The organism is Haloarcula pellucida (assembly GCF_014647235.1).
Classification (GTDB): domain Archaea; phylum Halobacteriota; class Halobacteria; order Halobacteriales; family Haloarculaceae; genus Haloarcula; species Haloarcula pellucida.
On the sequence record NZ_BMOU01000001.1, the window covers coordinates 221,127 to 247,348 of the forward strand.

Sequence of the window (26,222 nt, forward strand, 5' to 3'; positions counted from 1 at the left end):
TGGGTATGCGTGTCGCGGTCGTCGCCATGGAGACGAGTCACTACCGGGACACCGAAGGTCGACGCCGAATCGAACGCGTCGCCGGCGAACTGGCCGACGCCGGCCACGAAGTGTCCGTGTTCTGCTCACAGTGGTGGGAGGGCTACGGCAAGCGGTTCGCCCCCGAGGAGGTCACGTACCGCGCCGTCACCGTCTCGCCGACCGTCCCCTCGTTCTGTACGCGTCTGCCCGCACTGCTCGCGAACTACCGCCCCGACGTGATTCACGCGGTGCCCTCGCCGCCGTCGGTGCTGCTCGCTGCCTCGCTGGGCGGGACGCTCTCCCGAGCGCCGCTGGTCGTCGAGTGGTACGGCGACGAGGCCCTGCCCGAGGCCCGCCGGACCGACTGGTCGCTCCGCGCTCCGGACCAGTTCGTCACCCCCTCGGAACTCGTCCAAACCGGTCTCTGGGAGGCCGGCGCACCCGACGACCGGACGACCATCGTCCCCGAGAGCATCGACATGGACCTCGTCCGCGAGGTCGACCCGGCCGAGGAAGTCGACGTGGTGTACGCCCATCCGCTGGACGAGAGCGCGAACATGGAGTCGCTGTTCCTCGCGCTGGCGGAACTCCGCCAGAAGGACTGGTCGGCCACCGTCGTCGGCGACGGACCCCAGCGTGAGGTCTACGAACAGGAGGCTGCCGACCTCCGAATCGACGACCGCGTGGAGTTCGTCGGCGCGTGTGACCGCGAGCGGCGCGTCTCCATTTATAAGGGCGCGCAGGTGTTCGTCCAGACGGCGTTCCGCGAGTACTTCGCGACGGACCTCCTGTGGGCGCTGGCCGCCGGGTGTATCGGCATCGTGGAGTATCAGGCCGGCTCCAGCGCCCACGAACTCGTCGAGCAGCGCGACCGGGCCTTCCGCGTGACGAATCCGCAGGAGATAGCCGACAAGATAGTCGCCTCGGCGGACATGGAACGGCGGACCGTCGACGAGTCGCTGGCGGCTTTCGACCACGACGCGGTGCGCGGCGAGTACGAGTCGCTGTACGAGCGACTGGTCGAGGCCCATGGCCTGTTCTGAGCAGGAACTCAAACCCTCGCAAACAACATCGCAGATAGCGTTGACGTAAGCGTTGTTCGGTATCAGACCGTCTTGTCTGGCCTCTTCGCCATCGGTTTGCCAGCTGAATGTTTGCATCGGAATCCATAGCTTGGGTCGTAGATGCATGCTTCGCCTTGTACCTCGACGATGTATATCGCGTAATGCGGTACCCCGATGCCATCAATTTCTACTGTGGCTTCCAAGTCTGCTACCCCCGCAGTTAAGTCATATTCTACTGTTGAATTGCAGTTGTCGTCTTCCCCGGCACAGGTTTTCTGATCGAATACTATGAAACAAAAGTCCCAATCACGCGTTCCTGCTTCGTGTGTGAATGTCCAACTGAATGGGCCGTGGTAAATCGCCAGACGGTGGGTGATTCCACGGTGTCACGGCGCGCTTGATGTTGTGAACGACACACTTCGGGACGATCTCACGATGTTTGATCACCGGTCTTACGTCGTCTTCGCAGAGTTTTTCGCGTAACTCCATCCAATCGTAGCCTTTGTCCGCAGTGAGGCGGGCGACCTGCCAGCTGAGCTGTGTGTCGTGCGTTTTCTCGGTCGTACAGTGAACGTCCAGAATCGCGTGACTCTCTGTGCCCACGAGAGCGGTCGTTTTGAGCGTTTGGACCCGGTAATTGGTCCGGCGGCAGTAGTGTTTGCTAGCTGTTTCGCGGTGGAAAAACGTCGCGTCGATCGCGGCGTGACCGCTCGGGTCGTGCAGCTGCGCCGAGAGGCGCAGCAGCACTCGCCAGAGTGCGGTCTTGATCCTGTCAAACCACTTCACTAGCGTCAAGTGGTCGGGGAGATCGGCCGAGTCGAGACCGATTTCCCCGAGTATTTGCGGCATCTCGCTTAGCAGGTCGAGGGTTTCTCTGTACAATTTCTCAAATAAACCCGCAGACAGTGCAGCGACAGCACCGCGTACTCGGCGAAGCCACCAACTGCGTTTTTAGCTAACTGGACCGCTTTCCTCGTGAAGTGGGAGATCTTCGACATAGGCATCGTCGATTTCCCGCTTCACTTTCCTCGCTCTGACGGTTGGAGCCGACGACGTCTTCCGGTTCACCAGAGCCCACTTTTTCGATCGATTGGGCGGAGTTCCTTCATTTGGCGACGCTTTGATGAGGCACCTTGCCGGAATTTGATCAGAAAACATTTACAGACGCTCGCTTTTCTTTTGCGATAAGGATGGGTAAAATCACTTCGCCAGCAGAGGAATGGAGACAGCCTTTGCTATTATACGCCACTTTTCCTATTTCTGTAGTGGCATCTGTTGTTGTTGGTAATCTACTACTTCCTCATTTTTTGAGTGTAAATCAATATCAACCATATCTAACAGCTACCCTCATAGTTGTAATCTCACTTTGTTTGCTTGTCGTTGCTTCGGCGATTGATTCTCTAGAAAATTCTTAAAATAAACCAGAATAAATTTGCTTACGAATACCCAATAAAACCGCCGACAGGACCTATGATTATTTTGAAATATGAGCGATGAGAATACTCTGTAGTTAGCGGTGATTGCTGACTCAGACTAGCCCAGATCTGGGATAGGCGGCATAAGTGGGCCTCCAACAGTCATGTTTTCTCCTGCTTCCAAGTGGGCCTTCGGTACATCTACGACCTTAGACAGATCCGACCGATCGGTATCGTAACCGGTACTTGAGAGCGTGCGAATTTCGGGACCGCCGGGCCATCCGCGACTGTTCTTATCATATCCACCGATAGTGAACTCTCGCCCGCCATAGTCAACAAGGTGGCTCAGGAACAGCTTCCCAATGAGATAGCATATTCCTGCAGCGAACCCTCCCGCAATTGGAGTGCCTATTTTGCTAGCGACAGCACCACATAGTACTGCTTCAACCGTCCCGTCACCGAGTTCATCAAGTTCTTTATCGGTCTTGGCGGCGATAACGAAGGAGTAGTGGTCGTCGTAGTGATCAGCTGGACAGTTCCCCGTCTGTTGAATGTCAACATAATGCTTTTCAACCACCTTATCGTGCGCCTGTACCCGGACTCTGCCCCGAACTCCGCCCTGGGCAGTCACTTCACTGGGTCCTACTGATCGGTCAACATCTTGGACCATCACTTCCGAAGTCTCTTTGTCGACTCGGACCAGATATGCACCCTCACTCTCGGTAGCATGCTTCAGCTCGGATTTTCTCGCCTGAATGAGAGAGTATCTGTCGTCTTGAGCGAGTAGATCTATTTTGTCACTGCAGCTATTGCAATCGGATTCCGAATCGGCCGTGCGTCGGCGGCCTCTCTGTCCAAAGGCAGATCCTGAAAGACCAGCAAGGCCCGCGACAGATGCGCCGGATGTTTTCAATATTTTACGGCGACCAATCGAGATTCGGTCTTTTTCGCACATCATTATCCTTCAATTAAGTCATCAATTATAACTCTTTTCAATCAATTCTATTTTAATTTATTAATACAATGGAAATAATCTGGTCGGTATAGATCTGGAAAACCAACAGCATGTCAAGCATTCCTTATACGCTTATATTGTAGTGCCACTGATTCTATGCCGACCCTTCTTCAGATTCCAGCACATCAATTACGCCCGATGCCATTGGGTTCGAGTTCGCCTCCACTTCGACCGCACTCGGCCGTCGTGGGTAGCCTCTCCATCGTAGACGCGTGTATTTTCAACCGACGCCGAGGTAGTACCACTCCCATTCTGAGTAGCCGAGCTAGTCGTCTGTGAGTTCGTACTGGCTGTGACGCGAGTTGATGCATTCTGGACAGCGTTTCTTCGTGACCGATCGGATGCCTTGGTTCGACCGCCTTTTGGAGCGTAACTGGTCGGAGCGCCGCGATCAGCCCGGGTTTTGGTTAGCTGCTGGTGGACCATGTGAACACCATAGGGAGTCCGTCCAGAGCCGACAGCACCCCGCGCAGCAGAGACAGCACAGCCGCCGAGCCCTCCACTGCAGCATAGCTTCCAACCGTCGCTGCGGACCAGGCAGCATCTTCAGCGGCATTGACTGGTTTGGCTGCCTGAGCCCGCGCTTGGTCCGCCAGCTTGACCAGTGGGGGAGCTCCATGGCTCAGCAACCATTTCTGTGATTTTGCAACGGTCCAGAGAGTCACCGTAAATACTACCCAGGAAAGACGATCTGGTAGCACGAATCCAACATCTGCACCTATCCGAAGCAGGAATGCAGGTGGGAGGCCGGCAACTAACAGAGCCAAATACGAGCTAGCTGCTTGTCGAGCCAGTTGTCGAACTGATTGAGTGGCCAGATTGTGACTAACCAGAAGGTAGCTATCAACGATATCATTAGGGTCAGCAGAATGAGGCCGATGTATCTTCCGACAAATATGAAGATAGACTTGAGGAAGACGTACGCCATAACGAGCAGCAAGATTAGGGTGACTCCATCATAGAGATGTTCTCCAGGAACGGCAGCACTAATTGCCCAGGAAGTGACTTCTGACCTCTCGATCCCCTCAGTCACTATCGCGTGGCCAATAGCGTCGAAGAATGTTCCTGAAGCTGATGCGAGCGGGGGCCAAAAGAAGAGGGACAAAAATGCGATTAGCAGCCGTGCAGCGGACCTTTTCCGACGTCCGTGAGATAACGACGAATATCTCAACCCCAGATAGGCGGCAGACAAGAATTGCAGTCCCAGTGCGAGGGGAATCACGAGTTTCCAGTATATATTCGGGATGACCTTAGTCCAAGGTGGGTTAGCGGCCGTCGTGTTAAGATAAGGATGAGGCGGTCGGTGTTTCGAATGCTCTATGTCCGAAATCGACCGCCTCACCGGAGATAGCGACTGGATTGATTTGGATTTTGTGGAGCGTGAGCGGACACCCGAGCAGATCGTTGAAATGGGTATTCAGTTGCATCTGGCTGTCTTATCACCTTCGAATACTAAACAGCATCTTGAGAGGTTGGGTGTCCAACGCAGTCGAACAGCGATTCATAACTGGGTGCAGAAGGCTGATCTACAGCCGACCGGCACGAGATCGTCGAATTACGTTGCGGTCGACGAAACCGTAATTCAGCTCGGGACCGAGCGCTATTGGCTGTACGCCGCCGTCGATCCCACAACCAACGAATTCCTGCACGTCCGCCTGTTTCCAACGACGAATTCGGGACTCACGCTCGTGTTTCTGCGTGAACTCCGCGAGAAACACAACATCGACGATGCGACGTTTCTCATCGACGACGCTGCCCATCTCAAAGACGCACTCTCACGACTCGGCCTCCGATTTCATATCCGTCGCCACGGAAATCGGAACAGCGTCGAACGTATCTTTCGTGAGGTAAAACGACGAACCTCTTCGTTTTCAAATACGTTTAGTCACGTCGAGCCGGCGACAGCAGAATCCTGGCTCGAAGCCTTCGCTGTCTGGTGGAACCGATGCCAAAGTTAACACGACGAAGACCACCCCCAATACAAATATTGAGGAGCCAAAGATTACTGGGGAGCGTGATTCATACATTTTTGCCTGAGAATAAGCGTAGAATGAGATGGCACCTTGTGCGATCAGGAATAGTGGGGCTCCAACAACTGCTATAGCGGGCATATATACTGCTGTGATATGTCAGTATAAAACCTTTTTGAGAAGATTGCTACTCATATCAGTAGTTGAAAACACGCCTATTCTATTCAGTAGTGCTTCCGAGCTCCGGTCGGTATTAGAAGGGGGCTCAGAGCAAGAGGAATACCGTGCTCACACACATAAGGATACAATCAATTAGGCCTTTAGACTCAGATATTAGGCTCCGTTGAAACACTCTGAAACTGATAGAGCCGGTGTGCGAGATACAGAGGGTGGATGCAGCACGGAGAGTGTGTTTGGTTCAGGCCGAACGGGATGAAAAGGCAGTGGAACGTCTGCGCATTAATCGTCCAACCTCGGTTGAGGTGCGCGTCTACACAGAACGACGTTCATTCTCGATGTGATCAACGTAGGTGTCAACCACGTTCTGAATGATGGTTTCGCCGGCTTTAGCGGTTGCTTTAGCCGGATCGCCAAGCACACCGTTTTGGGTGATGGTTTTGAATCCTTCGCTCAGAAGGCGAGCGGTAGAGATCTCCCCTTCAGGGCCGGACTCGATGTTCTCAACCCTTACTAGATCCTCATTCACCGCCAACACCACTGCCGTCTCGGCTGCACCGGCATGAATCACGTCCTGATCGTATTCGATCCCGGCCTTGCTGAGGCCATCATTCAGTAACTGCATATGCTCGTCGAGGTCAGCCAAGGGAATCACAGTGGCTTCGATTTCCCGAGCGACATCAGGTGCGACAGTCTTGACTGGGCCGAAATTCCCGCCGTGCGTCGGGACTAAGACGATATGTTCGAAGCCGTGGTCATCGAGCGACCGGCAGTATGCCCGGATTACATCCATCAGTGTCTCGGGTGGGATAGTGATTGTGCCTGGGAATTCCATGTGATGTCCCGAGCAGCCAGGCCGGATCGTCGGTGCAGCAAGAGCATCCCCCAATTTCTCCGCGATCCGCTGCGAGAGTTCGTCACCGTCCAGTGTGTCCATATTCAACGGAAGGTGGGGACCGTGCTGTTCGATCGACCCGACGGAAACGATCGCCGTCCGTATCTCGTTTTCGAGAGCTGATTCGACTTCTGGCCATACCATCTCCTCAAGGAGTATTGGCCTGCGAGAAGGCATGCAGTTGGTGGTCCTCCCGCATGGATTAAAAATCCTATCAAACGATAGCGTTGACGTAAGCGTTGTTTGGTATCAGACCGTCTTATCTGGCCTCTTCGGCATCGATTTGCCAGCTGAACTGTTTGCATCGGTATCCATAGCTTGGGTCGTAGACGCATGCTTCGCCCTGCACCTCAACGATGTATATCGCGTAATGCGGCGCTCCTAATCCATCAACCTCTACTGTGGCATCCAACTCTGCGACTCCCGCAGTAAAATTGTACTCAACTTCTGTATTGCAGTCGTTGCCTTTCCCAGCACAAGTCGTTTGATCGAATACTGTGAAACAAAAGTCCCAATCACACGTGCCTGCCTCGTGTGTGAAACTCCAACTAAATGTAACTCCTGCAACATCGAATGACCCGCCAAGATCTAAATCATCACCGTCTGCTTGTTGGATGCCCACACCAGTAGCAACTGAATCAACGGTATGGTTTACTTCGTTCTCGGAACCAGTTGTGAACCACTCAGGATGATTCTGATTACCGTTCGACTGTTCTGAAGCGCCATTAGAACCATCCGATGTTTTTCTTCGATTGGTGTTGTTTTTAGCCGATGCCACTCCGGTCAGAATTGTACTGCTGACTCCCGCAGAAGTAACTAATTTAAGTATATTTCTCCGAGTCTGCGAACTATAACTTTCTTTATTGACCTCTTCTCCAGACTCATTAGATCTACTTAGCGACTTCAATTCACCCTTCATAAAGTAAAAATAGTCTAAGTGATTTATAAAATACTTTACCCAGAATTTTATATAAAACCTTCAATATAATGGGTGCATGAATACCACGGGTTTTATTTAGTCCACTAAGGGGGTGTTTGAGAATCGGCATTAATAACGGAGTGCTTAGAGTTGATCAATTCCTCGTGCAACTCTGTCTCCGATGGCAGCACCGACAACTGATGCAAGAACAGCAACAGACAGTCCAAAAACAATAGCAACAGGAACGAACAGTACCGTTAGAACACCGTACTCGAACGATGCCGACCAGCCGTCTTCCAGAATCTCAAACACATGCCATATTGTCGGAAGGCCGCCCAGTAATCCAGTTCGTAAGCCAGCACGGCCGATTGATATCGGGGTGCGGTTGTAATGATACCCTACAATAACTCCTGCAAATAACACTGGTGTGAACGAAATAACGTTCCCAGAGGAGAACAAAGAAACCGCTACCGTAACCGGAACCGAACAGATTCCAAGTATCGTCGCTATCCGCAGCGATTGGCCGGTCTCCGAAATCTTTGGCAACTGAGTAAGCTCCATCTCTTATGAATCCTTCACGAGTGCCAGAGTGTATAAAATATACGATATATTATTTCCCGTAATAATATGCTGGTGTTCGTAGACAGTCTTCTAATCGGAATAGCAAGGTAGCTCACGCGGCTGCCCTGAGGAACGTGATTCCGAGATACTGCGTTACTACCACACGGGGCGCTGTACGAGCAATTGGTCGACGAACACGGCCTGTTCTGATAGTGACTGCTGTAAGTCATTCCGGTATCGACCGCCAGCCAGCGGATGGTCGAACCGGTACATAGTTACAGCAATCACTATGAGCCATCGGCGGGGACGTTATCCGCCATCGTGTCGTAGACGCTTACAATGGACGACGCTCGACTCCTTCGTGCGTTCGTGCTTCCCGAGCTCGCGATGCTGTCGATCCTCCTCCTCTATCTCGGTGCCCGCCTCACCAGCGAGACGGGCCGCGCGGCGTCACTCTCGCGCCCGCTCACGCTCGCCGCGTTCCTGTTCGTCCTCCTCGAACTGCTGATTCCGCTGGCCGTCTGTCTCGACGTCTGCCGACGGCCCGACGACCCCGATATGATCCGGGTCCACGCCGCCGCGATGCCGCTCGTGAACGTCCTCGGCGTGCTGGCGTACCTCGACGACCGTAAGCGGTCCCGGGAGAAGTGACGCCACCGCCCAGACGAAACCCGTTTGCCCCTCTGGCCCGTCCCTGCCTGTAGTGACAGCAGAGGAGCCAGCCGACGAGACGGCCGGTACGACTATCGAACTCGACGCGGTGTACGACGCCATCGACGCCGTCGGTCGGCCACATCTGACTGCGACGGAACTCTCCCGGAAGACCGACTTGACCCCCGACGAGGCCCGCGACGCCCTCGAAGCGCTCGCCGCCGACGGTGACATCCAGCGACAGGACGTCGCCGAGACGGACGCCGTCTGGTACCCGACCGACGTCGCCGAGGTGACCGACCGCGAACGGGTCGTCCTGTTTCCGGACCGCCGGGAAGTCGTCGTCGAGCACCCCGACCAGTTCACGCGGGCACAACTCTCGCAGTTCGCCCGCCTACAGGACTCCAATCGGTCGGGCGGCTACGTCTACGAGATTCGGGAAGCCGACGTCTGGGCGGCCCCCCACGAGTCGCTCGACGGATTGCTGGCGACGATGCGGGACGTTCTCGGGGAGCGCTCACCTCACCTCGAAGAGTGGGTGACGAGCCAGTGGGAACGCGCCCGGAAGTTCCGTCTCTACACGCACGAGGACGGCTACGTCGTCCTCGAAGCCGACAGCGACGACCTGATGGGAAACGTCGCCCGGCAGAAACTCGCCGAGGACACCCTGCGGGCGCCCATCTCGGACTCCGAGGCGTGGGTCAACGAGGACGCCACCGCCGAGGTAAAGCGCACGCTGTACGAGGCGGGCTATCCGGTCCGGGACGACCGGGAACTGGAGGAAGGCGACGCGCTGGAGATGGACCTCCTGCTCCGCCTGCGGGACTATCAGGCTGACTGGGTGGAGCGGTTCACCGAGCAGGGCTCTGGCGTGTTCGTCGGGCCACCGGGGTCTGGCAAGACGGTGGCGGCGATGGGGACGATGGCCGCCATCGGCGGCGAGACGCTGATTCTCGTCCCCTCGCGGGAACTCGCCACGCAGTGGCACGACGAACTCGTCCGACACACGTCGCTCTCCGACGCCGACATCGGTGAGTACCACGGCGGGACGAAGGAGATCCGCCCGGTTACCATCGCCACCTACCGCACCGCCGGGATGGACCGCCACCGGAAACTGTTCGACCAGCGCAAGTGGGGGCTCATCGTCTACGACGAGGTCCACCACGTCCCGAGCCCCATCCACCGCCGGAGCGCCGACCTCCAGACCAAACACCGCCTCGGCCTGACGGCGACGCCGACCCGCGAGAGCGACGACGAGGAGGAGATATTCACGCTCGTCGGCCCGCCCATCGGCACCGACTGGGGCAAACTGTTCGACGAGGGCTACGTCGCCGAACCCGAAGTCGAGATTCGGCTGGTCCCGTGGGGCGGGGACGGGGAGCGCTCGGAGTACGCCGCCACGTCGGGTCACGACCGGCGACAGGCCGCCGCCAGCAACACCGGCAAAGTCGACGAGATACGGTACACGCTCGCCGAACAGCCGGGCGCGAAGGCGCTGGTGTTCGTCGAGTATCTGGACCAAGGCGAGGCCATCAGCGAGGCCATCGACGCGCCCTTCATCAGCGGCGAGACCCCCCACGCCCAGCGGGAGCGACTGTTCGACGAGTTCCGTCGGAGCGAACGTGACACGCTGGTCGTCTCGCGGGTCGGCGACGAGGGAATCGACCTGCCCGACGCCGAACTCGCTGTCGTCGCCTCGGGTCTGGGCGGGTCCCGGCGGCAGGGGGCACAGCGGGCCGGGCGGACGATGCGGCCCGCGGGCGACGCGCGCATGGTCATTCTCGCCACTCGGGGGACGACGGAGGAGGACTTCGTCCGCCGGCAGATGCGCCACCTCGCCTCGAAGGGCATCCGCGTGAACGAGACCGAGGCCGAGGCCGTCGACCCGCCCGTAGCCGAGGACTAGCGTAACAATTGAAACGATTCACACACCGACCGCACCGCGGTCGTGCGATCGGGTGTGCATTGATTTTCAATGGCTACTATAAGGCCCGGCCCCGTACGATGGCGAACGTTCCGCCGAGTTCGTCGGGGACCTCCTCGACAGTTGTTATCTCGAATCCGGCATCTGTGAGTAACTCACGGTTCCGATCGGCGCCGTGGAAACTCCACGCCATCCGCTCGCCGGTGTCCAACCAGTCGTCGTTCTCCCCGGCCCACGCCTCGGCCCCGACCGCGACGAGCAGGTGCCCGCCCGGCCGGAGAACGCGCTCGAACTCGGCGAAGACGGCGGCGTGTTCCTCGCGGGGAACGTGGATGACCGCGTGATAGGAGACGACGGCGTCGAACGTCCCGTCACCGAACGGGAGGTGAGCGAGGTCACCCTGTACGAGTCCGGCGCTCGAGACTCGCTCGCGTGCCGTCCGCAACTGCTCGCGTGAGATATCGAGACCGGGCACGTCGTGTCGCTCAGCGAGGACCTCGGTCGCTGGCGTACCCGCTCCACAGCCTGCATCGAGGACGAGACTCCCATCGCCGAGCGTCGACGCGAGTCGTTCGACGAGGGCACGTTCGCGCCCCGCACCATCACGCTCGGCCGCGTACGTTGCCGCTATCTCGTCGTACCCCTCCCTCACGACGTCCCGCTGGTTCATAGCGTGGCTGGAGGAGCGGCCGATAAGTGCTTTCTGCCTATGTGAGGTCGTGTGAAATCTATCCACGTAGCGCCGCCGGGTCTGAACACCTCAGTCGCTAGAAACTGTAACTATATGTCTGTACGACCAAGCCGGGTCATGGTCCCCGCTATGACCTGCCCCGACTGCGGTGCGCAGGTCGAACGGGCAGACGACCTCGGGGCCGGCCGCCGCGTCCACCGGGTGCGTATCCACGACGACGGGAGGGTAACTGTCGCAGGCGACGAGACGGTCACACTCTGGCACTGTGCGAACTGCGACCTCGTGGTCGGGTTCAGTTAGTGTCGAAGCGCTCGGGGTCACGGACCGCCTCGGCGACGTTGACGGCAGCGGCGTTCTCCGCCACGTCGTGGACCCGGACGACGTCGGCCCCGCGTTCGGCCGCGAGCGTCGTCCCCGCGATGGTCGCCTCCAGACAGTCGCCCGGATCCTCGCCGACGAGGCCGAACAGCGACTTGTGGGAGTGACCGACCAGAATCGGACAGCCCAGCGCCCGGAACTCCGCCAGTCGGTCCAGTAGTTCGAAGCTCTCGACGGCCGATTTCCCGAAGCCGATGCCGGGGTCGACGAGAATCTGCTCGCGGTCCAGTCCGGCCTTCTCGGCCAGCAACACCCGTTCGGTCAACTGGTCGATGCAGTCCTCGACGACGTCGTCGTAGTGGATGTCGCTGTCGGGGTCGACCGGCGTCTCGATGGAGTGCATCACGACGACGGGGACGTCGCGCTCGGCGGCGACCAGTCGCATCTCGGGGTCTTCGAGGCCGGAGACGTCGTTGAGGATGTCCGCACCGGCGTCGAGTGCCGCACGCGCCACCTCGGCCTTCCGCGTGTCGACGGAGACGTGGACGTCCATCTGGGCGAGGGCCTCGACGACCGGGACGACGCGGTCTCTCTCTTCGTCGGCCGGGACGACGTCCGCCCCCGGCCGGGTGGACTCGCCGCCGACGTCGAGGATGTCCGCGCCGTCTGCGATCATCTGCTCGGCGCGGGCGACGGCGTCCTCGACGGCGTTGTACTCCCCGCCGTCGTGAAACGAGTCCGGCGTGATGTTGAGGATGCCCATGACGGCGGTGCCGTCCTCCCACGGATAGCCACGCGCGTCGTCCTGCTGCTGGATGTCCAGCGCCTCGCGAAGTTCGTCGGCGAACGTCGAGAGGCCGTAGGGCTGGCCGTCGAGTTTGTCGGCCAGCCGTCGGTACTGGGCCATCGTCGCCATCGTGACGACGTCGACGCGCTCCTCGTCCTGATCGTTCAGCCCGGAGATGGCACACTCACCGCCCAGCGACAGCAGTTCCTCCTTGAGGTACTGGGCCTGCCGCGGTTGGACGCGAGTTCGGAGGACGCGGTGGACGCCCTTCCCGCGCATCCGCCACGCGCCGGCGTCGGTGACGTGGGCGGCCTTGATAGTCTCGCGGGACTCCGAGACCGAGTCGACGCGTTTGGGAACCATCGCGCGCGCCCAGCGCGTACGGGCCTCCCGGACCGCGTAGAGCGACCCGGTGACGAGGACGGCGTCGCCGTCGTCGGCCGCGTCGAGCGCCACCCCGAGCGCACCGGCCACGTCGTGGCGCGTCTCGACGTCCGCATCGGTTGCGGACCGGAACGCCTCGGCGACGACCGCCGGGCTCTCGGCCCGGTCGACGTTCGGTTCACAGGCGACGGCGTGGTCGGCCGCCGACAGCGCCTCGGCGGCGCCCACGTGGTCCTTATCCACCATCGCACCGACGACGATGTGCAGGTCGTCGTAGTCGAACGAGTCGAGCGTCTCGACGGTGCGTTCGAGGCCACCGGGGTTGTGTGCGCCGTCGAGGACGACCAGTGGGTCCTCGCCCATCACCTCGAAGCGGCCGGGCCAGTGGGCGTTTCGCAGGCCGCGTTCGAGGTCCGCCTGTGTCACGTCGGCGACCTGCCGGACGAGCGTCGCCGCGATACCGGCGTTGTGGGCCTGATGCTCGCCAAGCAGGGGGAGGTGGGTGTCGACGTGCCAGTCCGGGCCGTCGACGGTGACCGCACCTTCGAGGCCGTCGCGACCGCCGTAGGTGACGGTCACGTCGGCATCGTCGCCGCCGCCGACGGTCACCACGTCGCCGGCCTGTTCGCGGACCGCGGCGAGGGCGTCGCCCGTCGCCCCGGTGACCAGCGGCGCGTCGTCGGGCGCGACGTGGGCCTTGTCGCGGGCGATTTCCTCGACGGTATCCCCGAGGATGTGCGTGTGCTCTAGCGTGACCGACGTCACGGCGCTGGCGACGGGGTTGACGACGCTGGTGGCGTCGTATCGCCCGCCGATGCCGACTTCCAGTACCGCGACGTCGACGTCCTGTCGGTCGAACTCCCAGAGGGCGAAGGCGGTCAGCGTCTCGAAGAAGGTCGGTGACTCCCCGTTGGCACCCCGTTCGGTGACGTACGGTTCGACCGCCTCGACGAACTCGACGAGCGCGGCCTCGGGTACCTTCCGTCCGTTGACTCTGATGCGTTCGCGTACGTCGTCGAGATGCGGCGAGGTGTAGAGGCCGACGTCCAGTCCGGCCTCCCGGAGGGCGCGCTCGACCATCCGGGCGGTCGAGCCCTTCCCGTTAGAGCCGGCGATCTGGACACAGCGAAGACCCTCGTGTGGGTCGTCGATATCGGACAACAGGCCCCGCGTGGCGTCGGTGCCGGCCCGTGACGCGAACCGGCGCAACTCGAAGAGGAAGTTCGCGGCCTCGTGGAACTCCATGCCCGGAGTATCGGAGCCGCGCGCTTTAGCCTGTCGGACCGGTGTACGCATCGAGCGAGGCCGCCAACTCGGCCGAGCGCCGTCGCCAACAGGCCCCTACTGCTCGTCTCGCCTGTCGTCCTGTATCCACCGGACGACGGCCCCGCTCACCGCGAGGAAAGCCACGCCGAGCAACGGCGCGACGTCGACGGACCCACCGGGCCGCGGGGTCGGTTCGTCGGCCGTCTCCGCGTCGCCGCTCTCGGACTCGGTCTGCCGGTCGCGCGCGTCCTTCGTGGCCCACTCGACGTTCGAGCGGTCCTCGGTCCGTCCGTTCGGTTCGGCGTCCTCAGGCGTCGGTTCCTCGTCGAGGACGGTACTGGCGACGGACTCGCCGCGTTCGGCCGACGAGTCTTCGGGGGCTGGTGTCTCGTGGACGCCCTCAGTTTCCGGACTCGACTCGACGGCCGCCGTCTCCTCGTCGGACGGCTCTGCCGTCGGTCGGTCGACCCTCGTCGTCGGCGGTGGTGTCTCCCCACCCGCGAGGGACTCGTCGTCGCCACCGTCACGTCGGCGGTACCACCAGATACCGACCGTTGCAATCCCGAGGAGGACCAGCGAGACGCCGACTCCCAGTAGCCCCCACTCACGGAGTGCCGACGGCGCTTCCGCCTCGGTCCCTGTGTCGGCGTCCGGGCCGCACTCTGTCTCCGCCGTGGTGTCCCGACTGCCTGCGGGCGCAGTCCCTGCGACCGCCTCGTCGGCCACCGTCGACGCCTCGGCCTCGGCGACGGCGACGCCGGGAACCGCGTCCAGTACCCGCGCGACGACGCCGGCGTCCACGTCGACACGGAGAATCGTGTAGTCGCCCATACCACGAACGACGGCCGGACGTGATTTAAATCCGCGTGACCGCGGGCCGGAGCCATCCGCCGGCCGGCGACTGAGTCGCTACGTCTCCGTTTCGACCTCTCGGTCGTCGGCGAGGTCACGCTGTTTGGCCGCGTCGACGGCACTCTCGCGCGTGGTCTCGACGGGACCGGACCCTGCCCGTCCGTCCTCGTCCAGTAACGTCTGTAGCTCCGCTTCGAGTTCCGCCTCCGAGAGGTCCCCGTCGACGTAGCGTTCGGTGAGTTCGGCGCGCCGCGCTTCGACGGACGGTTCGAACCGGTCGCCGAGGCCGAGTGCGGCGAGCGGCGGCAGGGCCGACTCGACGCGATGGAAGAAATCGGCCGCGCGCTGGCTTTTGGGCATCGACGCTCGACTGGCGAGTTCCGAGAGGAGCGCGGCGAGACAGACCACGTCGAGGCCGGCGAGGACGAGCGTCCCGAGAATCCACGCGGCGACGATACCCAGAATCGGGCCCCCGGTCACGAGCGTCGACAGCGTCGCGACGAGACCCACGACGGCGACGCCGACGGCGCCCAGCGTCGACAGGACGACGCCGGCAAACAGTAGCCAGTGGCGGTTTTCCGAGACCCAGTTCACAGTCCCACTAGTCACAGACGGGGCATATGGGTTTGGTCATCAGTCCCTGTCGTGTCCGTTGACGGGAACGTATGACCGACCAGAATCGGAGAAGCCGCCAAGCACCCACTCGCGAACCGTGAGCCGGCTTTTCTTTCCGGCCTCGCGGGCCGATGCCAGCCGCCGTTCGGTCGTCTGGAAGTAGTTGACGACAGTGACCAACACGACGCCGCCGATAGAGTTGCCCAGCAGGACGGGGACGACGAACTGCGAGACGCCGACCCAGAGCGCGAGTTCGCCGTTGAAGACGAGATACAGCATCTCCGTCGCGGAGACGACGACGTGATAGAGGTTCCCGAACGGGATAGCGAGAAACGAGACGTACACGAGCGCCAGTCGCGAGATGCTGTCGCGAAGCGAGTAGTCGACCCAGACGACGCCGGCGACTATGAGGCCGGCGAACACCGCTTTCGAGAACAGCGTCCACCAGGGCGTCTCGATGGCCTTCTGTGCGAACCCCTCTGCCGCCGAGGCCGCCGCCGGCGAGAGCACGCCGGTCGAGGAGAGCGCGAGCGCACCGAGCAACCCGCCCGCGAGGTTGGCGAGGAGGACGAGTCCCCAGATGCGCATCAACGACGGCAGACTCGCCAGCCGTTCGAGGGTCAGTGCGACCGGCGGCAACGTGTTCTCGGTGTACAACTGGTAGTCCCCGAGGATGATGAAGACGAACCCGAGCGGGTAAAGCAGCGCGCTCAGAACCGGGTCGCCGTCCGTCGACGCGTACAGCGACGCGTACAGCAGGAACGTGACGGTGATGGCAAACCCCGCGGCAAGTCCGCTGAAGAACAGTTCCCGCGTGGTGGCGGTTATCTCTTCGTCTGCCGCGACGACGATACGCTGGAATATTTCGTCGGCCGAGAACCTGTCGCGGATGGTGTGCCCACCCGCCGGCGCGCCACTCTGTGAGACGTCGACGGCGTCACGGACCGCCGTTTCCCGGTCAGTATCGTCCGACATAGATCCACGGTTTACGACCGCTTTTGAAGCCTCTTTCGGGACGCTCCCGGCCGCGTCCGAACCACCGACGGCACACGCACCCGCCGTCCGTCGTCAGTCGTGTCTGAACGACCGCTGGCCGGTGAACACCATCGCGATGTCGTGTTCGTCGGCCGCCTCGATGACGCTCTCGTCGTTCTTCGACCCGCCGGGCTGGATGACCGCCTCGATGCCGGCCTCGGCGGCGTGTTCGATACCGTCCGGGAACGGGAAGAAGGCGTCCGAGGCCATCACGGCGCCCTCAGCGTCCTTGCCCTCGGCGTGTTCCTCGGCTTTCATCGCCGCGAGTCGGACGGCGTCGACGCGGGACACTTGCCCCATGCCGATGCCGACCGTCTCGGTGCCCTTCGCGAAGAGGATGCCGTTCGACTTCACGTGTTTCAGCGTGTGCCACGCGAACAGCATCGACGCGATCTGCTCGTCGGTCGGCTCCCGCTCGGTGACGACTTCGAGGTCCTCGGCCGTGAGGTGCTGGGTGTCCCGTTCCTGCACGAGGCGGCCGCCGACGAGGGGCTTCTCGGTCAGCGTGTCCGTGACCTCGAAGTTGTCAGTCACTTCGAGGACGCGGAGGTTCTCCTTCTGGCAGAGGACGTCGAGTGCCGCGTCGGTGTAGCCCGGCGCGACGACGACTTCCTTGAACGAGTCGATGATCTGTTCGGCGGTGGCGGCGTCACACTCGCGGTTGAGCGCGACGATGCCGCCGAACGCGCTCATCGGGTCCGTCGAGAGGGCCTTCTCGTAGGCGTCCGAAAGCGTATCGGCCGTCGCACAGCCCGCGGGGTTGGTGTGCTTGATGACGGCCGCCGCTGGCTCCTCGAACTCCTTGATGAGGTTCAGCGCGCCGTCGGCGTCGTTGTAGTTGTTGTACGACAGGCCCTTCGCGCCCTCGTTCAACTGGTCGGCGTGGACGACGCTGGCCTCCGAAACCGTCGTGTCGGCGTACAGCGCGGCGTCCTGATGGGGGTTCTCCCCGTAGCGGAGGTCGGCCGCCCGGTCGTCGGAGACCAACCGGCGTGCGGGGAAGGATCCGCCCTCGTCACCCTCGACGTCGACGGTCCCGCTCTCCCAGTCGATATCGACGCGGCCCTCGGCGAACCACTTGACGACGCGGGGATAGGCCGTGAACTCGCCCTCGTAGAGGACGCGCTCTTTCAGGTCCTCCTCGTCGTCGCCCTCGAAGACCGGGATGGGTTCCTGCGTGACGATGGGGCCGCCGTCGACCGTCTCGTCGACGACGTGGACGGTACAGCCCGTCACCTTCACGCCCGCTTCGACGACCTGCTCGTGGGTGTCCTTCCCGGGGAAGTTCGGCAGGAGCGACGGGTGGACGTTCAGCGTCGTCGGCGCGCCCTCCAGGAACGTCTCACTGAGGATTCGCATGTAGCCGTCCAGCGTCACGAGGTCGAAGTCGTACTCCGAGAGCGCGTCGAGGACGCGCTCTTCGTGGGCCTCGCGGGCCTCGTCGGCCTCGCGTTCGACGACTTCCGTCGGGATACCGCGTTCGGCGGCGGCCTCCAGAACAGGCGCGTCGGCGTCGTTCGTCAGCACGACGGCGAATTCCGCCCCGCCCGGGGCGCGGTCCGCGATGTTCATCAGGTTCCGGCCACGGTTGCTGGCCATACCGGCGAGTTTCATACCTGAGTGGCGGGTGGGGCCGTGCAAAGTAGTTGCGAAACGAACGCTGAGCGTATGAACACGACGGACACGGGCGTCGTTGTCACACGCACCGAGTCGGTGCCGTGTCGATGTTCCTTTGTAGCCGGCCCGTTCAGTCGCGGGTATGTCGAAGCTACGGTGTCAGCGGGCCGGAGCCGTCGCCGCGTTCGGTGGACTCCTGTGGGTCGGCTGGACCGTGGCACTGGGCGTCACCGGTCGCGAGAGGGACTGGATTCTGGTCGCCGTCTCGCTCTCGGCACTGGGCGTCGTCGCCGGCCACTACGCCGTCGAGAGCTTCCACGGTGCCCGGATGAAGCGACCCGGCACCGGCGGAGCGTGGCTGGGGGCGGCCGGCGGCGTCGTCTTCGCCGCCGGCCAACTGCTCCGGGCGCTCACCGGGGTCGGTGAGGTGGTCGTCGGACTGGGCGTCCTCGCGCTCGTCGGCGGATCGCTGCTTACGAGCGTCGGCCTCGTCAGGACCCGCGTCCAGCCGCCGTGGCTCGGCGTCTCGCTCGCCGTCGGGACCGTCGCGTTCCTCGGGTTCGACCTCTCGACGTGGGCGGCGCTCCCGTACGGACTGGCGTGGCTCGCGCTCGGACAGGACCTCTATCGATACGACCCGCCGGACGGCCGATTCGGGGACGCGAACGCGGATTACGGTTGGTTGGGGTAGCGAGGGGTGAGCAAAGCGCCCCCGTCGAAACGAGACGGCGACCAGTGGGTGCCCTAGCGACCGGCGGGAGCGCACTCGCTGTGCCGCCAGACCGTCGACGGCGCCAGTACTACCGCCGAAAGTCTGAGGTGGCTCCCTCGTGACGTGGCGCACGTGCCAGACCAAGACAGCGACCCGGTGGCGGCGGCGCTCTCCGGGTCGATCGACCTCTACGACGTCGCCGAGTGGGAACCGCGGTCCGCCCTCGACGGCTTCTCGGTCAGACTCTACGGGGCGTTGCACGCGTCCCGGCGCTGGCTCCTCATCGCGCTCGCCGTGCTCCTGTTCGTGGCCCAACTCGCGGCGACTGTCTTGCTCGCGATTCGCCGCCCGGAACTGGGCGTGCTGGCCGCGCTGTCGGTCGTCCCTGCGCTGGCCATCGTCGGCTACCTCTGGTACGGCGACCCGACGATGCGCGAACCGCTCGAACCGCTGGCCGTCACGTTCGTCCTCGCCATCCTCTTTGCCAGCATCGCCGCGCTGGTGAACACGCTGTTGCAACCGCTGTTCCAGTTCGTCCCCGTCGTCGGGATGGCGGTGTTCTTCTTCGTCGTCGTCGGCCCCATCGAGGAGACGGTGAAGTGGCTCGCCATTCGCGTCGGCGGGTACGGCACCATCGACGCCGTCGTCGACGGGGTGGTGTACGGCGCCGTCGCCGGCCTCGGCTTCGCGACCATCGAGAACGCGCTGTACATCTCGCAAGGGTACACGCAGGCGGCGTCGGCCCAGAACGGTGACCCAATCGTGGCGGCGCTCCAGACGGCGACCAGCAGAGCGTTCGTCGGCCCCGGCCACGTGCTGTACTCGTCGTTCGCGGGCTACTACCTCGGACTGGCGAAGTTCAACCCCGACGACGCCGGCCCCATCGTCGTCAAGGGCATCGTCGTCGCGGCGCTCATCCACGCCGTCTACAACACCTCGGTGACGTACCTCCCGGCACTCCTGCCGTGGAACACGGTCGTCTTCGTCGGCTTCGTCGTCGCCTTCGACGCTGCCGTCGGCTACCTGCTGTACCGGAAACTCCGGCGGTATCGGGACCACTACGAACGCGCGACGAACGCGTAGGCCGACGACGAGACGACACGCTTTTTCGGGCCTCCCTCGGAGAGTCGAGCATGACCGAGAGAGGGCCACTATCCGCCGTGTCGCCGCTCGACGGGCGGTACGCCCGCTACACCGAACCGCTCGTCCCGTACGCAAGCGAGCGGGCGCTGATGCGCGCTCGCGTCGAAGTCGAAGTCGAGTACCTGCTGGCGCTCGCCGACCTCGATACGACGCCGCTCTCTATCGACACGGACCAGCGGTCGGCCCTGCGAGGGCTGTACGAGTCCTTCGACGACGAGGACGCAGACGTCGTCAAGCAACTGGAGACGGAGGGGTACGGGGAGTACACCGCCACCAACCACGACGTGAAGGCCATCGAGTACTTCATCCGTCTGGGCATGCCAGAGGGCCTCGACGCCGACAACTGGATTCACTTCGGCCTGACCAGCGAGGACGTCAACAACCTCGCGCACCGTCTCCTCGTCAAGCCGGCCGCCGAGGAGGTGCTGGTGCCGGAACTGCGCGAGATTCGGGACACGCTCGTCGAGATGGCCCACGAGTACGGCGACGTGCCGATGCTGGCCCGAACGCACGGCCAGCCAGCGACCCCCACGACGTTCGGCAAGGAGATGGCCGTCTACGCCTCCCGTCTCGGGCAGGCTATCGCGCGGGTCGAACGCGCCGCCGACGACCTCGCCGGGAAACTCGCGGGCGCGTCGGGCACCTACGCCGCCCACCACGCGGCCTACCCCGACGTGGACTGGCCGGCCTTCGCCGAGTCGTTCGTCGGGTCGCTCGGACTGGACCACGAACCGCTGACGACGCAGGTCAACCCGTGTGACGACCTCGAAGTGCTGTTCGACGCCTTGCGTGGCGCGAACAACGTCCTGCTCGACATGGACCTCGACATGTGGCTGTACGTCTCGGACCGCTATCTGGGACAGGAGACGGTCGAGGGCGAGACTGGGTCCTCGACGATGCCCCACAAGGTCAACCCCATCGACTTCGAGAACAGCGAGGGGAACCTCTCGAAGGCCAACTCCGACCTCGTCTTTTTGGGCGATTACGTCACCAACTCCCGCCTCCAGCGTGACCTCTCGGATTCGACGGTCAAGCGCAACATCGGCGCCGCCTTCGCCCACTGTCTCGTCGGCTACGGCAAGTGCCAGAACGGCCTCGCGAAGGTCGTCCCCAACGAGCAGGTGATGCGCGAGGAACTCGACGCCACCCCCGAAATCATCGGCGAGGCCGTCCAGACAATCCTCCGCCGCGAGGGCCACGACGACGCCTACGAACAGGTAAAGAAGGCCACGCGCGGCCGTGAGGTAACTATCGAGGACTTCCGCGAGATGTTCGCGGACCTCGACGTGAGCGAGTCGGTGCGCGCGGAACTGGACGCACTGACGCCGGCGGGCTACACTGGTATCGCGTCGGACTTGGCAGACGACGTGTAGGGTGGCGTCGACCGCGGGACGGTCTCACGCCCGTTCGAGCGGGACGACCGAGACGTCGCCGTCGCTGTCGGCGGTCACCTCGTAGCCGCTGTACTCGAAGGTGACGCTGCCGGGCGCGTTACAGAAGATGGCGTCCAGCGCGTCGCCGTCGATAGCGGGATAGAGCGTCTCCGAGAGGTCCGTCGGGTCGACGCCCTCCGCCGCTGCGACGGCCATCACCACTCTGTTGCTCAACTGGTCGTCTGAACCCATACCGCCCGGTATCGACTGGTCCTTTGAATCTCTGGTGGCCGTAAGTATCCCTTACAGGGACAGTTTGGCGCTCACACGTCGCTCGCGAGAGCGCGTGGACGGGTGCGCTGCGATCGGAGGCGACGAGAGAACGGAACGCTCAGGTGTCGTCCCGCCTATCAGTCGGTAGATGGTTCTCGGTACCGACTCCCGCATCCTGACGCTGGCGTTCGCCCGGATGGCCGACGCGCTGGGCAACTCCTTTCTCATCATCGTCCTCCCGCTGTACATCGCCAGCGGGCAGGTCACGCTCGCGGGCATCGTCGGGACCGACCTGTTCGGGTTCGTCCTCCGTCAGGAGACGCTCATCGGTCTGGTCCTCTCGCTGTTTGGCCTGCTGAACTCCTTCGGCCAACCGATCACCGGTCGGCTCTCGGACCGAACCGGCCGTCGCCGGGCGTTCGTCCTCACGGGACTGGTCCTCTTCGCCGTCGGGAGCGCCGCCTACCCGTTCCTCACCTCGTACTGGTCGGTGCTGGCGGCCCGGGCGTTTCAGGGCGTCGGCGCGGCCTTTACCATCCCCGCGACGATCGCGTTGGTCAACGACTACGCCGAGAGCGACAGCGAACGCGGCGGGAACTTCGGCGTCTTCAACACGTTCCGGTTGATCGGCTTCGGGTTCGGGCCGATAATCGCGGGCGTCGTCATCACCGGTGGCCTCGGTGCCGAGGGCGTCGTCTCCTACGTCCTCGCCGGACTGACGTTCTCCGGGTTCACGGCCGCCTTCGCCGTCGCCGTCCTCGGGGCCGTGGTCAGTTTCGCGCTGGTGGCGCTGCTCATCGAGGACCCACCCGTCGCGGAGGACGCCGCGAGCAAGGACCTCTCTATCGCGGTGCTGGACCCCGACGGGAACGGACTGGACTCGGTGTTCGTCCTCGGCGTCGGCACGTTCATGATGGCGACGACCATCGCGCTGTTCGCGACGCTGGAGGGCCCGATCCGGATGCGACTCGACGAGTCGACGTTCATGTTCAGCGTCCAGTTCGCCGCCGTCGTCATCGCGAACGTCCTCCTGCAGGTGCCCATCGGCCGGGCGAGCGACCGATTCGGTCGCCGTCCGTTCGTCGTCGCCGGATTCGTCGTCCTCGTCCCGTCGGTCTACGCGCAGGGTCTCGTCACCGACCCGTGGCTGATGCTCGGCGCGCGGTTCGTACAGGGTATCGCCGTCGCCCTCGTGTTCGCGCCGTCGCTGGCGCTGGCCGGTGACCTCGCGGGGGCGCGCGGGTCGGGGACGACGCTGTCGGTGCTGACGATGGCCTTCGGCCTCGGCGTCGCCGTCGGCCCCCTCGCCTCGGGCGTCCTGTTCAACCTCGGAAGCTTCAGCACCCCCTTCACCGTCGGCGCGGCGATGGCCCTGTTCGCGCTCGGACTGACCTACTGGCAGGTCGAGGAGACGCTGTCTGTGGGCGAGGACTCCCCGCGACTCTCCCCGCAGGACTGACCGCGAGCGTTAAGCCGGCGACCGTCGTAGCTCCTGACATGTTCGCAGACCGTACGGATGCCGGTGACCGACTCGCCGACGAACTCCGGCGGCAGGACGTCGAGGCGGACATCGTGCTGGCCATCCCCCGTGGCGGCCTCCCCGTCGCGCGTCCCGTCGCGGACGCACTCGACGTCCCGTTAGACATCGTCGTCGCCCGCAAGGTGGGCGCGCCGGGGAACCCGGAACTGGCCGTCGCGGCCGTCGCCGACGACGGGACGACGTGGCGCAACGAGTCGCTCATCGGTTCGCTGGATCTGACGACCGACTACCTGGAGAGTCAGACCGAACACGAACAGCGCGCGGCCAAAGAGAAGTTCGACCGCTACCGCGCCGACCGGCCGCCGCTGGACCTCTCGGGCGAGCGCGTGCTGGTCGTCGACGACGGCCTCGCGACGGGCGCGACGATGCGGGCCTGCGTCGAACGGATCAAAGCGTCGGGAGCCGCGAGCGTCGTCGTCGGGGTGCCGGTGTCCTCGCCGGAGACGGCCGACGCCGTCGAACGCGTCACCGACGGCGTCGTCACGCTGGAGGAACCGCCGAACTTCAGCGCGGTCGGGCAGTTCTACCGCGACTTCTCACAGGTCACGGACGAGGAGGCGATGGCGCTGTTAGAGTAGTCGCTCGACCGTCTCACGCACCGCGCGCGCGGCGGTCCGCACGTCCGAGAGCCTGACGTACTCACGCTTCGAGTGCGCGACGGCGCCCACCTCGTCGGTGAGGACGCCCGGCCCGAACACGACCGTCGGGGCCTGCTGAGCGAAGTAGGAGGCCTCCGTCGCCGCCTCGAACGGCCTGACCGTTCCGCCGCTGGCCTCTTGCAAGGTCCGGACCAGTTCCGCGTCGGGGTCCGTCGCGAACGCCTCCGGGAACGGCGTGTCGGGTCGGATGAGCGCCACGTCGAGGCTCATCGCGTCGGGAAGCCACCCACGGAGGTGTTCTTCCAGGGTCGCACAGAACGCGTCGCTCGTCTCCGGCGGGACGCTCCGCCGGTCGAACGTGATGGTACACTCGGCGGGCACCTGATTGGTCGCCTCGCCACCCTCGACCATCGACGGCGTCAGGATGGGGCGACCCAGCGTCTCGTGGTCGTCCGGTCCTCGCGGTTCCCCGTCGTCACCGCTCGGGCCCTCCGAGGCGCTGCGCGCCTCGCGCTCGTCGTAACTCTCCAGCGCCTGCAGAATCGGCGCAGCGGCACGAATAGCGTTCAGCCCGCTCCCCGGGTCGGCGGCGTGGGCGCTCTCGCCGTGGATAGTGACGGTGCCCTCGAACTGACCCTTCGCCGCCGTACACACGTCCAGTCCCGTCGGTTCGCCCACTATGTAGCCGTCGGCGTCGATAGTCTCGGCGAGGTGTGCGCCGCCGGTCTGTGTGGTCTCCTCGTCGATGGAGACGGCGAGCGTCACCGCGCCGTCGTCGGGGTCGACGGTGAGGAAGGCGTCCAGCAACGCCGCGAGCGGTCCCTTCGCGTCGCACGACCCGCGGCCACAGACCACGTCGCCCTCGCCCGCGTCCTCGCTCCCGTCGACTGCCTCGTCACCGGGCCGCTCCGTCCGTCGCTCGTAGGGAACGTGTGGCGGCACGGTGTCGATGTGGGTGTTGAAGACCAGATGCGTGTCGGCGCTCGCGGCGGCCTCGTGGTCGGCCGCGCCGCGCGTGGCGACGACGTTGCCGAGGTCGTCCACGCTCGCGGCCACGTCGGCCGCGTCGAGGGTGTCGAGCAGGACCGTCCGCATCTCGTCGACCGACTCGGTGGAGTCCGTCTCGACGGCCCGCCGGTGGAACTCCGCGAGGTCGAACGTCGCGCTCATCGCTCCAGACTCGTCACGTCGTCGAGCGTCTCTCGCTCCCGGACGATACGCGTCTCGCCGCCCTCCATGGCGACTTCCGCAGGTCGGGGTTGGGAGTGGAACTGGTTGGCCAGTTCGTAGCCGTACGCGCCGGCGTTGCCGATGGCCAGGAGGTCCTCACGCTCCGGGCGAGCGATTGGTCGGTCGGTACAGAACACGTCGGCGCTCGTACAGCACGGCCCGCCGACGGAGACGGGGTCGGCCTCGCGGTCCGGCGCGGTCACGTTCCGAATCGGGTGGTAGGACCCGAACATCGCCGGGCGGATGAGCGTCGCCAGCGAGGCGTCGACGCCGACGACGGTTGCTGCGGGCGTCTCCTTGACGGTGTTGACCTCGGTGAGGATGCATTCCGCGTCGGCGACGACGTAGCGGCCCGGTTCGAGTTTGATCTGGGCGTCCAGTTCCCCCACGGCGTCGCGGACCTTCTCACCGACGACCTGCATGTCGAGTGGCTCCTCGTCCTCGCGGTACGGGACGCCGAACCCGCCGCCGAAGTCGACGAACTCCAGCGGCGTGACTTCGGTCTCGATTCGCTGGCCCATGTCTGCGACCTTCCCGATGGCCCGACAGTGGTCGTCCAGGTCGTCGTGGAGGACGCCGCTCCCCGCGTGGGCGTGGATGCCGACGAGGTCGAACCGCTCGGCCACGTCTTCGGCCACCTCGGGTACCTGCTCGTACGGGATGCCGAACTTCGCGTCCTTCCCGGTCGCGACCTTCTCGTGGTGGCCCGTGCCGATACCGGGGTTGACGCGGATGGCGACGCGGCCGTCGTAGCCGCGTGCTTCGAGGCGGTCGAACGTGTCCCGGGCGCCGCCGGTGATGGTCAGGCCGGGGTGGTCTTCAGCGAGGGCGACGGCGTAGTCGAGGTCGCGGTCCGGCGGGTTGACCGCGGTGTACTGCAACGTATCCGGGTCCGCACCGGCGTCGATTGCACGCTGGAGTTCCCCCCACGCGGCGCACTCGATGTCGGCGCCGGTCTCCAGCAGTTTCGAGAGGACGGCGCGGCCGGTGTGGGCCTTCGCCGCGTACATCACGTGGGCGTCGGGGAACGCCGACGCGAACCGCTCGTAGTTCTCGGCGACGCGGTCCACGTCGAGCACGTACAGCGGCGTCCCGTGTTCGGCCGCGAGTCGACCGAGTCGGTCGTGGTCCCAGTCCGCGAGGCGGCGGACGGGCGGCGAGTCGTGACTCATTGG

Annotated in this window: 24 protein-coding genes and 1 pseudogene; 10 read left to right on the forward strand and 15 right to left on the reverse strand. The window is 63.5% G+C overall.

Features of this window, described 5'->3' with window-relative positions; translation table 11 throughout:
* Nucleotides 1-5: 5 nt before the first annotated feature.
* Nucleotides 6-1,064 (forward strand): glycosyltransferase family 4 protein, encoded by a 1,059-nt coding sequence (locus IEY28_RS01165; protein ID WP_188993775.1) that lies wholly within the window; start codon nucleotides 6-8, stop codon nucleotides 1,062-1,064.
* Between the two features lie 417 nt (nucleotides 1,065-1,481).
* On the opposite strand, the pseudogene IEY28_RS01170 reads toward IEY28_RS01165, so the two are convergent.
* The 3 genes and pseudogenes from IEY28_RS01170 to IEY28_RS21045 all read right to left on the reverse strand — a co-directional run.
* Nucleotides 1,482-2,083, reverse strand: a pseudogene (locus tag IEY28_RS01170) (IS5 family transposase); the annotation flags it as partial.
* Between the two features lie 535 nt (nucleotides 2,084-2,618).
* Entirely contained in the window at nucleotides 2,619-3,458 is an 840-nt protein-coding gene (locus tag IEY28_RS01175; protein WP_188993777.1) for a hypothetical protein, read from the reverse strand.
* Between the two features lie 811 nt (nucleotides 3,459-4,269).
* Nucleotides 4,270-4,857 (reverse strand): TrbL/VirB6 family protein, encoded by a 588-nt coding sequence (locus tag IEY28_RS21045; protein ID WP_476729784.1) that lies wholly within the window; start codon nucleotides 4,855-4,857, stop codon nucleotides 4,270-4,272.
* Between IEY28_RS21045 and IEY28_RS01180 the strand changes: the two genes are divergently transcribed.
* Nucleotides 4,835-5,473 (forward strand): IS6 family transposase, encoded by a 639-nt coding sequence (locus IEY28_RS01180; RefSeq protein ID WP_188993779.1) that lies wholly within the window; start codon nucleotides 4,835-4,837, stop codon nucleotides 5,471-5,473. The genes IEY28_RS21045 and IEY28_RS01180 overlap by 23 nt on opposite strands.
* Before the next feature lie 502 nt (nucleotides 5,474-5,975).
* On the opposite strand, the gene IEY28_RS01185 is transcribed toward IEY28_RS01180, so the two are convergent.
* The 3 genes from IEY28_RS01185 to IEY28_RS01195 all read right to left on the reverse strand — a co-directional run bounded on the left by IEY28_RS01185 (nucleotide 5,976) and on the right by IEY28_RS01195 (nucleotide 8,037).
* Nucleotides 5,976-6,734, reverse strand: a complete 759-nt coding sequence (locus IEY28_RS01185; protein WP_188993781.1) for a creatininase family protein — start codon at nucleotides 6,732-6,734, stop codon at nucleotides 5,976-5,978.
* An 82-nt stretch (nucleotides 6,735-6,816) separates the two neighbouring features.
* On the reverse strand, nucleotides 6,817-7,476 hold the full coding sequence (locus IEY28_RS01190; protein WP_188993783.1) for a hypothetical protein: 660 nt from the start codon (nucleotides 7,474-7,476) through the stop codon (nucleotides 6,817-6,819).
* Between the two features lie 144 nt (nucleotides 7,477-7,620).
* On the reverse strand, nucleotides 7,621-8,037 hold the full coding sequence (locus IEY28_RS01195) for a DUF5518 domain-containing protein (RefSeq protein ID WP_188993785.1): 417 nt from the start codon (nucleotides 8,035-8,037) through the stop codon (nucleotides 7,621-7,623).
* A 339-nt stretch (nucleotides 8,038-8,376) separates the two neighbouring features.
* On the opposite strand from IEY28_RS01195, the gene IEY28_RS01200 reads away from it, so the two are divergent.
* A complete protein-coding gene (locus IEY28_RS01200; protein ID WP_188993787.1) occupies nucleotides 8,377-8,688 on the forward strand; it encodes a hypothetical protein in 312 nt (103 codons plus the stop codon).
* Nucleotides 8,689-8,740: 52 nt separating this feature from the next.
* The gene (locus IEY28_RS01205) at nucleotides 8,741-10,594 is read left to right on the forward strand and encodes a DEAD/DEAH box helicase (RefSeq protein WP_188993790.1); all 1,854 of its coding nucleotides are present in this window, start codon (nucleotides 8,741-8,743) and stop codon (nucleotides 10,592-10,594) included.
* 76 nt (nucleotides 10,595-10,670) lie between these two features.
* Here the strand turns inward: IEY28_RS01205 and IEY28_RS01210 are convergent, their stop codons facing one another.
* Entirely contained in the window at nucleotides 10,671-11,282 is a 612-nt protein-coding gene (locus IEY28_RS01210) for a class I SAM-dependent methyltransferase (RefSeq protein WP_188993792.1), read from the reverse strand.
* A 150-nt stretch (nucleotides 11,283-11,432) separates the two neighbouring features.
* Between IEY28_RS01210 and IEY28_RS01215 the strand changes: the two genes are divergently transcribed.
* Nucleotides 11,433-11,603 (forward strand): hypothetical protein, encoded by a 171-nt coding sequence (locus tag IEY28_RS01215; protein WP_188993793.1) that lies wholly within the window; start codon nucleotides 11,433-11,435, stop codon nucleotides 11,601-11,603.
* Here IEY28_RS01215 and folP read toward each other — a convergent pair.
* The 5 genes from folP to purH form a co-directional block, all read right to left on the reverse strand.
* A complete protein-coding gene (gene folP / locus IEY28_RS01220) occupies nucleotides 11,596-14,037 on the reverse strand; it encodes a dihydropteroate synthase (RefSeq protein ID WP_188993796.1) in 2,442 nt (813 codons plus the stop codon). The genes IEY28_RS01215 and folP overlap by 8 nt on opposite strands.
* A 96-nt stretch (nucleotides 14,038-14,133) precedes the next feature.
* Entirely contained in the window at nucleotides 14,134-14,889 is a 756-nt protein-coding gene (locus tag IEY28_RS01225) for a hypothetical protein (protein WP_188993798.1), read from the reverse strand.
* A gap of 78 nt (nucleotides 14,890-14,967) precedes the next feature.
* A complete protein-coding gene (locus tag IEY28_RS01230; RefSeq protein ID WP_188993800.1) occupies nucleotides 14,968-15,504 on the reverse strand; it encodes a hypothetical protein in 537 nt (178 codons plus the stop codon).
* Nucleotides 15,505-15,543: 39 nt separating this feature from the next.
* Nucleotides 15,544-16,500 carry a formate/nitrite transporter family protein gene (locus IEY28_RS01235; RefSeq protein WP_188993802.1) on the reverse strand — a complete coding sequence of 319 codons (957 nt, stop codon included), beginning with the start codon at nucleotides 16,498-16,500 and terminating at the stop codon, nucleotides 15,544-15,546.
* 93 nt (nucleotides 16,501-16,593) lie between these two features.
* On the reverse strand, nucleotides 16,594-18,174 hold the full coding sequence (gene purH, locus IEY28_RS01240; protein ID WP_188993804.1) for a bifunctional phosphoribosylaminoimidazolecarboxamide formyltransferase/IMP cyclohydrolase: 1,581 nt from the start codon (nucleotides 18,172-18,174) through the stop codon (nucleotides 16,594-16,596).
* 145 nt (nucleotides 18,175-18,319) lie between these two features.
* Here purH and IEY28_RS01245 point away from each other — a divergent pair, with 145 nt between their 5' ends.
* The 3 genes from IEY28_RS01245 (at nucleotide 18,320) to purB (ending at nucleotide 21,405) form a co-directional block, all read left to right on the forward strand.
* Nucleotides 18,320-18,868, forward strand: a complete 549-nt coding sequence (locus tag IEY28_RS01245) for a hypothetical protein (RefSeq protein WP_188993806.1) — start codon at nucleotides 18,320-18,322, stop codon at nucleotides 18,866-18,868.
* A gap of 153 nt (nucleotides 18,869-19,021) precedes the next feature.
* On the forward strand, nucleotides 19,022-19,972 hold the full coding sequence (locus IEY28_RS01250; RefSeq protein WP_188993809.1) for a PrsW family intramembrane metalloprotease: 951 nt from the start codon (nucleotides 19,022-19,024) through the stop codon (nucleotides 19,970-19,972).
* Between the two features lie 50 nt (nucleotides 19,973-20,022).
* Nucleotides 20,023-21,405, forward strand: coding sequence for an adenylosuccinate lyase (gene purB, locus IEY28_RS01255; protein ID WP_188993810.1), 1,383 nt, complete (start codon nucleotides 20,023-20,025; stop codon nucleotides 21,403-21,405).
* A gap of 24 nt (nucleotides 21,406-21,429) precedes the next feature.
* Here the strand turns inward: purB and IEY28_RS01260 are convergent, their stop codons facing one another.
* The gene (locus tag IEY28_RS01260; RefSeq protein ID WP_188993813.1) at nucleotides 21,430-21,657 is read right to left on the reverse strand and encodes a HalOD1 output domain-containing protein; all 228 of its coding nucleotides are present in this window, start codon (nucleotides 21,655-21,657) and stop codon (nucleotides 21,430-21,432) included.
* A 169-nt stretch (nucleotides 21,658-21,826) separates the two neighbouring features.
* On the opposite strand from IEY28_RS01260, the gene IEY28_RS01265 reads away from it, so the two are divergent.
* Nucleotides 21,827-23,137: an MFS transporter gene (locus IEY28_RS01265; RefSeq protein WP_188993815.1), complete on the forward strand. Its 1,311-nt coding sequence runs from the start codon at nucleotides 21,827-21,829 to the stop codon at nucleotides 23,135-23,137.
* Between the two features lie 38 nt (nucleotides 23,138-23,175).
* Nucleotides 23,176-23,796 (forward strand): phosphoribosyltransferase, encoded by a 621-nt coding sequence (locus tag IEY28_RS01270; protein ID WP_188993817.1) that lies wholly within the window; start codon nucleotides 23,176-23,178, stop codon nucleotides 23,794-23,796.
* Here IEY28_RS01270 and IEY28_RS01275 read toward each other — a convergent pair.
* Together IEY28_RS01275 and lysA are read right to left on the reverse strand one after the other, a co-directional pair.
* Nucleotides 23,788-24,987: a M20 family metallopeptidase gene (locus IEY28_RS01275; protein WP_188993819.1), complete on the reverse strand. Its 1,200-nt coding sequence runs from the start codon at nucleotides 24,985-24,987 to the stop codon at nucleotides 23,788-23,790. The genes IEY28_RS01270 and IEY28_RS01275 overlap by 9 nt on opposite strands.
* Nucleotides 24,984-26,219: a diaminopimelate decarboxylase gene (lysA, locus tag IEY28_RS01280; RefSeq protein ID WP_188993821.1), complete on the reverse strand. Its 1,236-nt coding sequence runs from the start codon at nucleotides 26,217-26,219 to the stop codon at nucleotides 24,984-24,986. Before lysA ends, IEY28_RS01275 begins: the two co-directional genes overlap by 4 nt.
* Between the last annotated feature and the right edge of the window lie 3 nt (nucleotides 26,220-26,222).